General features: G+C 62.8%; 13 protein-coding genes. 5 read left to right on the top strand and 8 right to left on the bottom strand.

What is annotated here, in order from left to right; genetic code table 11:
* Window positions 1-287 precede the first annotated feature (287 nt).
* Complete coding sequence (locus BLR35_RS05720; protein ID WP_090378647.1) at window positions 288-1181, bottom strand: tetrahydrofolate dehydrogenase/cyclohydrolase catalytic domain-containing protein; 894 nt, start codon at window positions 1179-1181, stop codon at window positions 288-290.
* 335 nt (window positions 1182-1516) lie between these two features.
* On the opposite strand from BLR35_RS05720, the gene BLR35_RS05725 reads away from it, so the two are divergent.
* Both BLR35_RS05725 and BLR35_RS05730 read left to right on the top strand, forming a co-directional pair.
* On the top strand, window positions 1517-2893 hold the full coding sequence (locus BLR35_RS05725; RefSeq protein WP_090378651.1) for an aminomethyltransferase family protein: 1377 nt from the start codon (window positions 1517-1519) through the stop codon (window positions 2891-2893).
* Window positions 2894-3027: 134 nt separating this feature from the next.
* Window positions 3028-3894, top strand: coding sequence for a methylenetetrahydrofolate reductase (locus tag BLR35_RS05730; RefSeq protein WP_090378653.1), 867 nt, complete (start codon window positions 3028-3030; stop codon window positions 3892-3894).
* A gap of 1 nt (window position 3895) precedes the next feature.
* On the opposite strand, the gene epsC is transcribed toward BLR35_RS05730, so the two are convergent.
* Window positions 3896-4759 (bottom strand): serine O-acetyltransferase EpsC, encoded by an 864-nt coding sequence (gene epsC, locus BLR35_RS05735; RefSeq protein ID WP_090378656.1) that lies wholly within the window; start codon window positions 4757-4759, stop codon window positions 3896-3898.
* A 212-nt stretch (window positions 4760-4971) separates the two neighbouring features.
* Between epsC and BLR35_RS05740 the strand changes: the two genes are divergently transcribed.
* Window positions 4972-5895, top strand: coding sequence for a DMT family transporter (locus BLR35_RS05740; RefSeq protein WP_090378659.1), 924 nt, complete (start codon window positions 4972-4974; stop codon window positions 5893-5895).
* Between the two features lie 8 nt (window positions 5896-5903).
* On the opposite strand, the gene BLR35_RS05745 is transcribed toward BLR35_RS05740, so the two are convergent.
* From BLR35_RS05745 to BLR35_RS05765, 5 genes are all read right to left on the bottom strand, one after another.
* A complete protein-coding gene (locus tag BLR35_RS05745; RefSeq protein ID WP_090378663.1) occupies window positions 5904-6557 on the bottom strand; it encodes a helix-turn-helix domain-containing protein in 654 nt (217 codons plus the stop codon).
* The gene (locus BLR35_RS05750; RefSeq protein WP_090378666.1) at window positions 6554-7273 is read right to left on the bottom strand and encodes a helix-turn-helix domain-containing protein; all 720 of its coding nucleotides are present in this window, start codon (window positions 7271-7273) and stop codon (window positions 6554-6556) included. The genes BLR35_RS05745 and BLR35_RS05750 overlap by 4 nt, the downstream gene beginning before the upstream one ends.
* Before the next feature lie 88 nt (window positions 7274-7361).
* Window positions 7362-8297: a DUF8073 domain-containing protein gene (locus tag BLR35_RS05755; RefSeq protein WP_090378670.1), complete on the bottom strand. Its 936-nt coding sequence runs from the start codon at window positions 8295-8297 to the stop codon at window positions 7362-7364.
* 153 nt (window positions 8298-8450) lie between these two features.
* Window positions 8451-9188, bottom strand: a complete 738-nt coding sequence (locus BLR35_RS05760; RefSeq protein ID WP_090378673.1) for a DICT sensory domain-containing protein — start codon at window positions 9186-9188, stop codon at window positions 8451-8453.
* Window positions 9185-9541: a DUF7344 domain-containing protein gene (locus BLR35_RS05765; RefSeq protein WP_090378676.1), complete on the bottom strand. Its 357-nt coding sequence runs from the start codon at window positions 9539-9541 to the stop codon at window positions 9185-9187. Before BLR35_RS05765 ends, BLR35_RS05760 begins: the two co-directional genes overlap by 4 nt.
* A 645-nt stretch (window positions 9542-10186) precedes the next feature.
* On the opposite strand from BLR35_RS05765, the gene BLR35_RS05770 reads away from it, so the two are divergent.
* A complete protein-coding gene (locus BLR35_RS05770; protein ID WP_244510191.1) occupies window positions 10187-11542 on the top strand; it encodes an MmgE/PrpD family protein in 1356 nt (451 codons plus the stop codon).
* A 255-nt stretch (window positions 11543-11797) separates the two neighbouring features.
* On the opposite strand, the gene BLR35_RS05775 is transcribed toward BLR35_RS05770, so the two are convergent.
* Window positions 11798-12562: an IclR family transcriptional regulator gene (locus BLR35_RS05775; protein ID WP_090378682.1), complete on the bottom strand. Its 765-nt coding sequence runs from the start codon at window positions 12560-12562 to the stop codon at window positions 11798-11800.
* Between the two features lie 126 nt (window positions 12563-12688).
* Here BLR35_RS05775 and BLR35_RS05780 point away from each other — a divergent pair, with 126 nt between their 5' ends.
* The gene (locus BLR35_RS05780; RefSeq protein WP_090378685.1) at window positions 12689-13894 is read left to right on the top strand and encodes an acyl-CoA dehydrogenase family protein; all 1206 of its coding nucleotides are present in this window, start codon (window positions 12689-12691) and stop codon (window positions 13892-13894) included.
* Window positions 13895-13897: the final 3 nt, after the last annotated feature.

Raw genomic sequence — 13897 nt, forward strand, 5'->3', positions numbered from 1 at the left:
TCGGATCACGATCCCTGATCGGTGAACCACACCGCTGGTCGCGACTTTCAGGACCGGTTCTAGCTTTCTGGGCCGACTGTCGGAAGGATACCGCCCGATGTAGTTGTGTTCGGCATATCGGTACGCGAATCACGTCCCCCAATATACTTGTCATTTCGAGGTTGCCACAACACAGGAGCGACGACGGTTTGATCGGTCAGATCGATGCTGCTCGATACTGGAACGGTGGTGCTCGCAGGAGGTCGTTCGGGCTGGTGGCAGTCGGTGGGGTCTCGAGTGGCGGCGATTCACGGCAGATCGATCGGCACGTCCTCCTGGACGCTCGCCGCGTCGATCGTGTTGTACAGCAACATCGCGATCGTCATCGGGCCGACGCCACCGGGAACGGGCGTGATGACGGCTGCTTTTTCCTTCGCGCTCTCGAACTCGACGTCGCCGACGAGGTCGTATCCCCGCTCCGTCTCCGCTTCGAGGCGGTTGACGCCGACGTCGATCACGGTCGCTCCCTCGCGGATCATCGACCCGTCGACGAGTTCGGCGACGCCGGCGGCCGCGATCACGATGTCCGCTCCCCGGGTCTTCTCGGCGAGATCCTCCGTCCGCGAATGGCAGACCGTCACCGTCGCGTTGCCGCCGGGAGCGTTCTGGATCAGCAGGTTCGCCATCGGCTTGCCGACGATATCGGAACGGCCCACGATGACGACGTCTTTCCCCGCCGAATCGACGTCGGCCGACTCGAGCAGTTTCTGGATACCGTGGGGCGTGCAGGGTTTGTACCGCGGATTTCCGGCGACGAGTCGACCGACGTTCTCGGGGTGGAAGCCGTCGATGTCCTTGCGAGGATCGATATTCCGGAGTACCCGACGGCTGTCGACGTGATTCGGTGTCGGCATCTGGACGAGGATGCCGTGGACTCGAGGGTCGTCGTTCAGATCTTCGACGGTCTCGCGTAGCTTCTCGGCGGGTGCGTTGGGATCCAGTTCCCGGTGAAACCCTCCGATACCGATTTCGTCACACGCCTCCTGTTTCATCGAGACGTAGGTCTCGCTCGCGGCGTCGTCGCTCATCAACACTGTCGCGAGCCCCGGCGTGACGCCTGCAGACTCGAGCGTCTCGAGACAGTCCTCGAGGTCGTTCTCGATTCGACTCGCCACGTCGTTGCCATCGATGACGTGGGTCACGGGACGTCACCACCGGTCCTATCGTATGAATTGGAGGTCATGTCGGTCACCAGTGTAGCCCGGGCGTGAGTAGACCGGGCGTCGTCGAGAACGAATATGGGTGGCGGTATCAATGCACTGTCGTCCACCGGGTGAGCTACAGTTATCTCTCGCTCGTCACGAACTCCACAACACATCCGTATACTGCCAGTTATAGTCGGGCAGCCACGTCGTAGCTTTCTGGAGCGAATTTTTGGCCTTTAGAGTCCGTAAAGTGCTTCTATCCTCGGATTAGCTCCCGGCAGACTCTTGCCTGACTCCTACTTTTATGTGCGCTCCCGGACACCTGAATGGTAATGTCTGGCAGTGAACCACCAGAGACGGAACACCAGGAACATCCGAACTATCCGAGCGTCGATCAGTCGGATCGGACGCTCCCGAGAAACCTGCGACAGTCCGGCGATCCGGGGATCGAGATGCTCGTCTCGACGCGGGTCCGCAAGTCGCCGTTCTTCCACAAGTCCTTCGTCGAGAACGGCGCGTGGCGAGCGACGGTCTACAACCGAATCTACCACCCACGCGGGATGCTGAAGCCCGAAGAAGGCGGGATGATGGAGGAGTACGACGCGCTGGTCAACCACGTCACCCTGTGGGACGTCGCCGTCGAACGCCAGATCCGCGTGAAAGGTCCCGACGCCGAGGCGCTGACGAACTACGTCATCACCCGCGACGCGACCGAGATCGAACCGATGCACGGCAAGTACGTCATCCTCTGTAACGAGGACGGCGGCATCCTCAACGATCCCGTCCTGTTGCGACCGGGCGAAAACGAGTTCTGGTTCTCCATCTCGGACTCGACGCTGATGCAGTGGCTCCAGGGCATCAACGTCGGACAGAACTTCGACGTCGAGATCGACGAAATCGACGTCGCACCGATGCAGATTCAGGGACCGAAGTCGGTCGACGTGATGGTCGAAATAGTCGGCGAGGAGGTGAAAGACATCCCCTACTACGGCCTGATGGAAACCGAGATCGGCGGCGTGCCAGTGCTCGTGAGTCAGACCGGCTTCTCCGGCGAGAAGGGCTTCGAAATCTACGTCAAAGAGGCCTCGAAGAACGCCGAACGCGTCTGGGACCCCGTCCTCGAGTCCGTCCGGGATCACGGCGGGATGCAGGTCGCGCCGGCACACCACCGCCGCATCGCCGCCGGCATCCTCTCGTGGGGTCAGGACATGGACCACGAGACGTCGCCGTTCCAGGTCAACCTCAGCTACCAGGTGCCCGACGACAAGGACGCCGACTACGTCGGCAAGGAAGAACTCGAGCGCCAGCGAGAACAGATCGAGAACGGCGACTACCCGTTCGTCCACAAGATGGTCGGCCTCAAGATGGCCGGCGGGCCGGTCCGCGACTACGCGCCGGACTTCTGGCTCGTCTCCGATCCCGACACCGGCGAGAAGTGTGGCTACGTCACCTCGCCGTGGTACAACCCCGAACTCGAGACGAACCTCGCGCTGGCGTTCGTCCCGGCCGAGAAACTCGACGGCGACCCAATGGACGTCTACGACGGCGACATCGAGACGGAGTTCCAGGTCCATCTGCCCGACGAGTACGCCGAAGAACCGGGCGAACCCGTCTACGCAAAGGTCTCGGAGGTGCCGTTCAAACCCTCCGTCAACCCGAGCGCCCGCGAACAGGCCAAACTAAACGCAAGGGAGGAAGCCTCGGAGTGAGCCGTGACCGGGATCGCCGTGCGTGAAACCGATTCGACGGACGCTGGCAGCGCCGATCGATACGGACGTAAGGCTCGAGTGACGAGTTTCGTTCGAACGCGGCGGCCGACCGGACCAATTGGAGGACTCGGCTGATGGCATCGGAAATACAGACCGCGGAGATGGCCGAAGGCATCGTGGAGCTACTCGAGCAGCCACGCTTCGAACTGATGCCGTTCGAGAGCATGGACGAACAGCTCGAGCACCTGCCCGACGGGTCGGAGGTCGCGATCACCACCTCGCCGACGCTCGGCCTCGAGGCGACGATCGACTGGAGCGAACGGGCGACAGATCGGGGATTCGAGGTCGTGCCACACATCGCAGCACGCTACGTCCGCGACGAAGATCACCTCGAAGAGATCGCAGGACGGCTCACCGACGCAGGGGTGACGGACATCTTCGTTCCGGGCGGGGACCGAGAGGAACCGGTCGGCGAGTTCACCTCCGCGTACGAATTGCTCTCGGCGCTCGAGGACCTCGAGTACGAGTTCGAGGAGGTCGGGATCACCGGCTATCCGGAAGGTCACGAGTTCCTCGACGAGGAGGTGCTGGCCGAGTCGATGGCGAAGAAAGAGCCCTACGCCACCTATATCGTGACACAGCTGTGTTACGACGCCGAGACCATCCTCGAGTGGATCGGCGAAATCCGCGACCGTGGCGTCGAGTTACCGGTCGAGGTCGGCATTCCGGGCGTGATGAAGTACCAGCGGTTGCTGAACATCTCGAAGAAGGTCGGCGTCGGGGACTCGATTCGGTTCCTGCAGAAGACAAGTGGCGTCATCGGATTCATTCGGGAACTCGTCGGCTCGAGAGGAACCTACGTCCCCGACGAACTCGTCCAGGGACTGGCTCCCTACGCCACGGATCCCTACTACGACATTCGCGGCGTCCACGTCTACGCGTTCAATCAGGTGCCGGATCTCGAGTCGTGGCGGTCGGAGACGTTGACGCAGTACGGATAGCTCACTCGTTGGGTTTTCGTTCCTGCTCGGGGTGATCGGAGATAAACACGCTCGTGTTCGCCGGGACGTCCTCGGTCACCCACGAGTTCGCGCCGATGCTGACGTGGTCGCCGACGGTGATCGCCCCGAGTACCTTCGTGCCGGCGCCGATGACGACGTGGTCGCCGATGTCCGGGTGGCGTTTGTACCCCTTCTTTAGCATCTGCTCGTTGTCCTCTTCTTCTTCGAAGTGGAGTGCGCCGAGCGTCACGTCCTGGTAGAGTCGGACCCAGTCGCCGATCGTCGCCGTCTCGCCGACGACGACGCCGGTGCCGTGATCGACGAAGAAGTAGTCGCCGATCTCCGCGCCAGGATGGACGTCGATCCCCGTCACCGTCTTCGCGTATTCGGTCAGTTCCCTCGCGTACTCGGGTTCGCCGGCCTCGTACAGCACGTGCGCGACCCGCTGCATCATGATCGCCTGGAACCCCGGATACGACCGGATCACCTCGACGTAGGACTTCGCAGCAGGATCGCCCTTGTAGGCTGCCTCGACGTCTTTCTTCAGCGTCGCCCGCAGTTCCGGCAGTCGATCGAGGACGTGATCGACGACCGCCGTCGGATCGGCGTCCGTATAGGGCTCGAGTCCGCCACAGTAGAGCGATCCCAGTTCCGACAGGAGCTCGCCGACCGCCGACGCGTCCTCGAGCAGGGCGGGCGCGTTCCAGCACCTGGGAAACAGGAGTCGTCTGAGCAGTCGTAGCTCCGCTCGCCGTTGCTCTACCGGCGGGAAGTTCATCGCCTGTCCCGTCGGGAAGGGCTCGGCGTCGGCTCCGTAGGCCTCGAACAGGAGGTCGTGTGCGTCGCCGGTGTAGCTGTAGCCCATGTACACTGGCGTTCGATCCCGACACACAAAGCTCTTCGAACGGGGCCAGCAGACGGGGATTTTTGGTGGCTGACCCTGACAACAACAGGTATGTCCGTCTCCCGCCGACCGCCGTCCCGGTCGGTGACGGTCGTCGCCGACCCGTTCCCGACTCGCTCGAGCAGTGCCGACGGCCGTCTCTGGCGGAAACCGCCGGCTCCACGGTAGTCGATATGGCTTCGACGGGACTTCCGATCTCGACCATCGATCGTCGGACGATCGGCGTGGTATTCGTCCTGCTGGCAGCTATCGGATTCGGGACGATCGCGATCTTCGGTAAACTCGCGACGGAGGCAGGTCTCAACAACCCGACGTTACTGACGTTTCGGTTCGTCCTCGCGACGGCACTGTTACTGGGGTATCTCGAGTACCGCGGGGAACTCGGTCTGCCGTCCGGCCGCCAATTCGGGACCATGGCGGGACTCGGCGTCGCGTACGCGGCGCTGACCGCCGCGTTCTTCTGGGGGCTGCTGTACGTTCCCGCCGGAATCGCGACGATCACGCTGTACACGTATCCGGTCTACGTCTTCCTCATCGCCACCACGCTCCTCGACGAACGGTTGCGTCCGGGGAAATTCGTTGCGCTCGTGCTCGCGATCGCCGGCGTCGCGACGATCGTCGGACTCGATACGACACGCGTCGACCCACGAGGGCTGGTGCTCGTCACCGTCGCGGCGATGGCCTACGCCGTCTACACGACGGGAAGTCGCGTCGCGGTGGGAGACGTGGGTGCCGATCGGCTCGCTACGGCCGCCATCGCGACCACAGGCATCTGTTTTCTCGCGTATGGTTCGGTCTCAAGGACGCTGTTCGTCCCCGAAACGGCGCGTCAGTGGGCGGTGATCGTCGGATTAGCGATCGTCGGCACGGTCGTTCCAATCCTGCTGTTCGTCAACGGACTCCGGTTCGTCGAAGCCGATCGCGCGAGTATCGTCTCGACGGCCGAACCGGTCGTCACCGTCGTCCTCGGCGTCGTGATCCTCGGCGAGCGGCTCTCGCCCGGAATCGTCGTCGGCGGAACGCTGGTACTCGTCGGCATCGCACTCATCCAGTCGGATCGACGGAGCGGGCGGCCGGCAGCGCCCTCGAGCGAGTGACGGGCGCGTCAGTCACGACTCTCGTCGACGAGAAATTCCTCGATCAGTTCGGCCGACCCGCGCCTGAGTCGGCCACTGACCGCCGTCCTGGAGACCTCGAGCAGGTCCGCCAGTTCCTCGACCGAGCTTTCGCGGGGTTCGTCGTAGTAGCCGTGCCTGTAGGCCGCGACTAGCGCCTCGGTCTGGGATGGCGTCAACCCGAACTCGGATCGGTCCTCGAGTTCGTCGTTCTGCGTGATCTCGAGGACGTCGAACCGGAGTCCTTCCTCGCGGGCGTACTCGTCGAGGTCGTACAGTGCGTCGTGGTCCTCGAGTTGCAACTGCAGCAGCCACCCGTTCAGGTAACTCCGTGACTCGAGGGTGAGCCCGCCGCGCTCGCTGATCTGTGGCGTGATCAGTTTCGCGTCGTCGCTGTACTCGATCCGGTAGGTTCGCTCGCCCGCACGTTCGATAACGGGGGAGAACTCGGCGACCGTGTGGTCGGCCTCGAGCGTCGATTCGACTGCGTCGAAGTCGGCTGCCTCGATTCGGAAGTAGTAGACGCTGTGTCGGGGATCGGTACCCACGTCGGAGACGACGCTGATCTCGGCTTCGGGAAGCGAACGGATAGCGTGGGCAAGCGCCAGGTCCGGGTGTTCGACGTAGACTCGCGTCGAGATCATTGTCGTATTGGGACGTTTCGTTTCTGGAGTCGCGACGTCGTGTCTTCGGGGCCGTCGACGACGAGTGCCGTCTCGACCAGGGCTTTCAGGCCGCGCCTGAGTCGGCCGTTGACGGCCGACGGTGACACCTCCAGTATCTCGGCCAGTTCCTCGAGCGAGGTCTCGCGAGGTTCCTCGAAGTAGCCGTGCTCGTAGGCCGTCACCAGCGCGGTCCGTTGCTGGTCGGTAAGCGGGTCCGGGTCGACGTCGGCCTCCGACTGTAGCTGCTGGGTGAGGTCGAGCACCTCGAACTCGAATCCCTGTGTTCGTGCCCGCTGCCAGACCTCGTACATCCCGTTTTCGTCGGGGAAGAACCATCGTTCGCGCCATCCGCGTGGCACCTGCGGAGCCACTGCACTCCGTGCGTCCAGTACGAATCCGCCTTCCTCTGTAACACACGGTGCAAGTAGCTTCGTCTCCGGGGCGAACTCGATTCGCCACAGCCGTCCGTCGTCGACGGCCGGGACCGGTTCGACGTGACGAACCGTGTGATCGGTCTCGAGGAGCGACCGTATCGTGCCGGGACTCGCGCCGTCGAATCGGAAGACGTAGCCGTTCCGGTCCGGTGTCGTACTTCGGTCCCCGACGATACGGACAGTCAGGTCTGGACCCGCAGCGAGCGTGTCGGCGAGTGCGCCGTCCGCGTGAGCGAACCGGACCTCCGTGATGAGTGCCATCGTGTGGTGTGCTATCTCGTACGGTAACGAGGCCCACACTCTTAAGCGTCGGTGTTGGTCCGGACCGTCCCGGCGGGAAAACGAGACGTTACGGCTGCTTGCTCGAGGCTTCGCGAAGCCGCTCGAGGACGTCCTCGCGACCGACGTCGCGTTCGTAGCCGTCGCGAATTCGGCCGACCACGAACTCGAGCAGGTCCAGTCGTCGTAACAGTTCGAGCGTCTCCTCGCGCTCGAGTCCGACGTCCCGTTCGACCTCGTAGATCGTATTGGACCGTGACACTGCCTCGACGAGTCCGTCGACGGTAACCGTCTCCGGAAGTCCGAGGCCGTCGGTGAGGACGACCGGAGACGATTCGTCTGCGGTCGACTCGGGTCGATCCCTGTCGCCAGTTTCCGGGGTGGGCGTGTCGTCGTTCCCGGCCGTCGCTCCGCCGGCGTCGGTATCGTACTGGTCCGGTTCGTGAATCCCGTAGTCGATCATGTACCGTCGAACCGTCTCGGCGGTGACGTCCATCTCGATCGCCTCGCTCATCTCGGCGAACGTTTCACAGGAGTCGTATACGTCGGACAGCAGTTCCGGGTCTCTGAAGGGGGGGACCTCGCGGTCCCCTCCGTCCGCCGCCTCGTCTTCGCTCGCTGTGACCGTTTCCGACCGAGAGCTCCGATCAACTCGCTCGTCGGCAGCCGTTCCGTCCGTCGACGTCGACGCACGGATCGAGGCCGTCACCGTTCCCTCCGCATCGATGGTGGCGGCCGCAGGTTCGACCTCGAGTTCGTCGTCGGCCGGAACGACGGGGTCGGTCGTCTCGAGGACGAACTGCAGGCGACCGTCGGCGCCGATGGTAACGTCTGCGACAGTGAGCGCGTCCTTCTCGGTCGTCGGGACGGTTAGCTCCACGTCGGCCGTCGACCCGGTGTCCGCATCGATCCGGCCCGCGAACTCGACGCCGTGTACGGTACCGATCCCCTCGTCACACGCCTCGAGAAAGTGACCGAGTCGTTGTATACTGGTACCAACACCCATGATACACTATGGGCTGTGATCCACAATGGTGATTCGTGATGAACTGTGGAGGTCTTTAAGTTACGCCGCCCGCCGCCGAACGAGTCGGAGAACGTCCCGCTGGAGTTCGGGTCGATTCCTCGAGATTCAGTCGAAACGGACTTACGAGCCACCTCACGACTCTGAAACGTCGTAGTTCTCCTCGAGATATTCGAGCAGTTCGTCGACCAGTCCGGGATCGTACGTCCAGAACCCGCCGTAGGTATTCTCTCGCTTCTCTCGGGCGAGTAACGCACACGTTTGCAGGTCGCTGCCGCCGCCGTCGAAGACCACGAACCAGAACGTGCCGATTTCGTCGGCGTCGGGCGTGACGACGGTCACGTTCTCGACCGGCGATGCGATTTCGTCGTCGACGAATCCCGCCACCGTCAGCGCCCCACGGGAACCGAGGCGTTCGTACACGTCCGCCTGATCCTCGAACGCCGCTTCCCGCTGAAAACCCGTGTATAGCCGTCCCTCGCCGACGCGCCACGCTCGCTCCTCGATCTCCCTGGCCGCTGCGAGCATCCGTTTCCTGTCGTAGGAAGCAAACAACGTGTTCTCGAGAAAGTCGAACAGGTCGCGGGTATCGACGTCGGTCGCGTCGAGCGACCACGGTGGATGAATCTCGGGCGAGCGGATCGCGTCGAACCGGTTCAATCCGATCGCGCCGCGAAACACCTCGTCTGCGTCCCGGATCACCGCAAACCCCTGGTCGAACCCCGTCAGTTGGCGACGGACGACGTCGACGTTCCGGGTCGAAAACTGGGTGCGAAGCTCCGCTGCCAGTTCGTCGTCGTCCGTGTAGACCTCGAGTCGTTTTCGCTTGCGTTCGATGCGCTCGAGGGCGTCCTGCAGGCGATCGATAGTCACTCGGTAACACCCAAAGTCGTGTACACCGCGGTCGGAACGTCGACGTCGGTAACCGTTCCGTCGTCGGGATCGAACGCGAGCAGTCCGTAGTCGTCGAGTCGCGGTAGCGTCTCGTGATGAAGCTTGATGTGTGCGTTCTCGTAGTCCCGGCCAGTCGCGATCCGATCGTCGTCGATGGCGGTCTTGCCGGCGACGACCGACGCGAGTTCGTCGATCGTCGTCTCCGGATGATCGTACAGATAGGCAAGCGTCGTCCGGACGGTCGGAATCGAGAGTAGTTCGAGTATCTCGTCGATCGTAAGCTCGAGATCGGCGTTCTGGAGGGCAGAGAGATTTTCGATGGGCTCGACCATGATGAGTAGTGAGTATAGTCCTCCCACTACCAAAAATCTGGTTCTGTCTTCGAAATCGATTCGTAATCCGTTCTGAATCTGCGGTGTCGAATCGAGGCCGCGTGTGAGCGATCAATCGAAACCAGTGTTCGTTTATCGAACTACTATCTATTCCACATACAACATTCTAAATTGATATCTTGGGGCAAGGTTTTGCAGACAGTGCGTTCCACCCGCCGGATCGAACTCGATCGGCAGTGTCCCAGATCCGTTCGCGTGGGTCGACTACGACTCGAGGGCCGAATCACGTCCGGTTACCGTTCGAAACCGGTATTCGGCTTCAAGATCGGTCGATCGGAGTGTGTGCTCCAAATATTCGAACTAATCTTGCAATTGTCGGCATCGATCCGATCGAAGCGACGGAGAAGTACTTTACTAGCTGTCATTATTCCAGTCTTATATCCTCCCTCATCTATAGCTCATCCAATTAGTCGGGTGCGAGTACGAACTCGAGTGGCGGCCCCAGCGAACTGTGCTGACGTTCTCGAGGGAACTGGCGCTTTGTCGTTCGAGCGCCCGTCGCTGGACCGGGCCGTGTGTCGGTGGACGAACGGCACGAACCGACGACGCGGATGATTTATGTCGACGGCACACACACTGGCGAACGTGAGCGAGTTACGTACACCCCAGCTAGCAGACGATCTTGCAGCGTTCGTAGCCGATCTCTCCGGCGACGACGTCCCCGATTCGGGACAGCGGTTGGCCGAGCGAGCGATACTCGACACCGTCGGCGTCACCCTCGCTGGAACGGCGACCGCGGCGGCAGACGCCGCGTTCGGGACGAGTCTCGAGGAGGGCGAGACGACGGTCCTCGGCAGAGACGAGACGCGGCCGCTCTCCGACGCTGTCTTCGCAAACGGGACTGCAGGGCACGCGCTCGACTTCGACGACGTCGCGCTCGCAGTGATGGACGGCCATCCGAGCGTCCCCATGGTCGCGCCGTTGCTCGCGATCGGCGAACGAGAGCAGGCGTCGGGCAGTGATCTCGTTACCGCGTTCGTCGCCGGCTTCGAAACCCAGTGGCACGTCGCTCAGCCGATCAGCCCCGACCACTACGAGGCCGGCTGGCACGCGACGTCGACAGTCGGCGTCTTCGGCGCCGCAGCAGCCGTCGCGAACCTGCTCGGCCTCTCGAAAGCGGAGACTGCACACGCGCTGAACATCGCGGCCTCGATGCCGGCGGGACTCAAGCGAAACTTCGGTTCCGCGACGAAGCCGATCCACGCGGGACAGGCAGCCCGCTCGGGAACGACCGCGGCCCTGCTCGCGGCAGAAGGGGCGACCGCCGACTCCGCTGCGATCGCCGGCGATCGCGGCTTCTTCGACCTCTATCGTGGTGACGGCGAGGGCGACGACGGCACCCGCGTCGAACCCGGCTCCGAGTGGGCGATCGTCGAAGACGGGATCGACGTCAAACGCTACCCCTGCTGTTACTACACCCACGCCGCGATCCACGCGGCGATCGGACTCGCGGCGGACCACGACGTCGCGCCCGACGAAATCGACGCGATCGGCGTCTTCGCCTCGCAGGGCGCCGCCGACGCGCTCCACCACGACGACCCCGACACCGGCCTCGAGGCGAAGTTTTCGATGCCGTACCTGATCGCTCACGCCGTCGTCCACGGGGACGTCGAACTGGCGGCGTTCGACGACGAGCGACTCGAGGACCGGACGGTTCAGAGCGTTCGCGAACGCGTCTCGCTGGCCGTCGACGAAGACCGTTCCTACGATTCGAACGGCGCGCGCGTCGAGATCACGACGCGGGACGGTGAGACCTACGAACGCAACCGCGACCAGCCACCGGGGACCCACGAGGACCCGCTCTCGATCGAGCAACTCCACGAGAAGTTCCGGATGTGTGCCGACCGCGCGGTCGGCGACGTCGACGTCGAGGGCGCACTCGCCGACCTGGACTCGCTGCGTTCGGTCGACGACGTTTCGGAGTTGCTCGAACGACTCTAGCTGGTTCCCCTCTCGTTTTGGTCTGGTGAACGACGGCTGATTTCGGCAAGTTACGAGACCATATAAAGTTCCGGTGTAGAGAACACCTGTTTTACACTCGTACATCTGTAACTGCCGGTGAGACCGAAAACGGGCTTCGATGCATCTCGACGCTCGTTGCGGGCTCACCGGATTACTACCTGTATCTCTCGAGTAGGCTGCGTTTTCGTCCGTTCTTCGTGATTCCACAGCCGTTCGAGTATACGGAACAGCGTGCTACGAGTACTGAATGTTGAGCTCGAGTTCGTTCGCGGCACCGAGCAGGAGCGTCGGAAGCGTCTCCTCGACCAGTTCGTCGCTGAACCGATGGGTAGGGCCGGAGACGCTCAAGGCACCGATGACCGTCCCGTTGCCGTACTGGACCGGAACGCCGACCGCGCGTAGTCCCTCGATGTTCTCCTGGTTGTTGATGCTGTACCCCCGTTCGCGGATCGTCTCGAGCTGGTCGAACAGCGCCTCCGTCTCGGTCACGGTGTTGGGTGTGACGGCCTCGAGGCCGTGCTGATCGACGATTTCGGACGCCCGCTCCCGTGGCAGGTGTGCGAGAATCGCTTTCCCGGCGGCCGTCGCGTGCAACGGAATTCGTTTGCCGACCTCGGAGTCGGTCTGGACGGCACGTTCCCCCGTGGCCCGGAACACGTAGACGCCTTTCCCGTGTTCGTGGACGATGAACTGGGCGCGCTCGTCGGTCTCTTCCGCGAGGTCGTCTACCTTCTGTGCGGCAAGCTGGTAGGCCTCCGACCGGGTACGGGTTCGTTCGCCGAGTTCGAGAAACCGGAACCCGAGCCGGTAGGTACCGCCCTCGTTGACGACGTACTCGAGGTCCTCGAGGGTCGAGAGATGTCGGTGGACGGTGCTCTTGGCGAGGCCGAGTTCGTCCGCGAGTTCGGTGACGCGGCCGCCGCCACGCTGTGAGAGCGCCTCTATCACCCGAAACGTCGTTGCGGTGGTTTTCGTGCGCCCTCGGTCGTTGCCGGTCATACTCGAACAGTAGACGATTTTCCGGTTAAATGTTCTGCATAGTGGAACAGAGGTCGCGTTCTGGTTCGGCGTGGTATTTGCTCACACAACGAAACCCTTTTACTGTGGGAATAGGAGTCCTAACTGATGGCGCGAATACTGGACGAAGCCGTGAGTCTCTCCGATAGCCAGCAACTGGTCAAACGGAATATTCAGGACATATGTAGTAACTTCGACGCCGAGTACTGGCGAGAGAAGGCAACGGAAGACGAATACCCCCACGAGTTCGTCGATACACTGACCGAACACGGCTGGATGGGGATCCTCGTCCCCGAAGAGTACGGCGGTGCCGGCATGGGAACCCGGGAGACGGTCGTCATGATGGAGGAGATCGCCGCCGGCGGTGGCGGGTTTAGCGCTGCCCAGGCGGTCCACGGCGGCGTCTACAACTCGGTCCCGATTACGGAGTACGCGAGCGAGGAGATGAAAGACGACCTGCTTCCCGGCGTCGCCGAGGGGAAGACCTCGATCCAGGCGTTCGGCCTCACCGAGCCGAACGCGGGGTCGAACTCCCCGGCGATGGAGACACGAGCCGAACGCGACGGCGACGAGTACGTCGTCAACGGCCAGAAGATCTGGATTTCGCGGGTCGACGTCTCCGACTACATCGTCCTGGTCGCACGGACCACCCCACGCGACGAGGTCGAGAAACGGACGAAAGGCATCTCGATGTTCCTCGTCGACCTCGACGACGCGGTCCAGCAGGGCGCCCTCGAGATGGAGACGATTCCCAAGTCGGCCGGCGAACTCGTCCACTCCTACGAACTCTGGTTCGACGACCTGCGTGTCCCCGCCGAGAACCTCATCGGTGAGGAGGGTAACGGCTTCTACCAGGTGCTCGACGGCCTCAACGAGGAACGGCTCGTGATCGCCGCCGAGTGTATCGGACTGGGACGACTCGCCCTCGAGCGGGCGGTCGACTACGCCAACGAGCGCGAGGTGTTCGGTAACCCGATCGGCTCGAATCAGGCGATCCAGCACCCGCTCGCGGAGGCGTACGCACGGCTGCAGGCGGCGAAACAGCTGACCTACAACGCCGCGGATCGTGCCGCGTCCGACGATGCGGTCGACCTGGGTGCCCAGGCGAACGCAGCGAAGTTCCTCGCCGCAGACGCGGCGTTCCAGGCGGCGGATGCGGCGGTCCAGACCCACGGCGGTTTCGGCATCGCGAAAGAGTACGACGTCGAACGCTACCTGCGAGAGGCCCGTCTCACGCGACTGGTGCCGATCACGCAGCAACTGGCGCTCAACTACCTCGGTGAACAGGTTCTTGGCCTCCCACGTTCCTACTGAACA

This window comes from Natronobacterium texcoconense (assembly GCF_900104065.1).
Classification (GTDB): Archaea; Halobacteriota; Halobacteria; order Halobacteriales; family Natrialbaceae; genus Natronobacterium; species Natronobacterium texcoconense.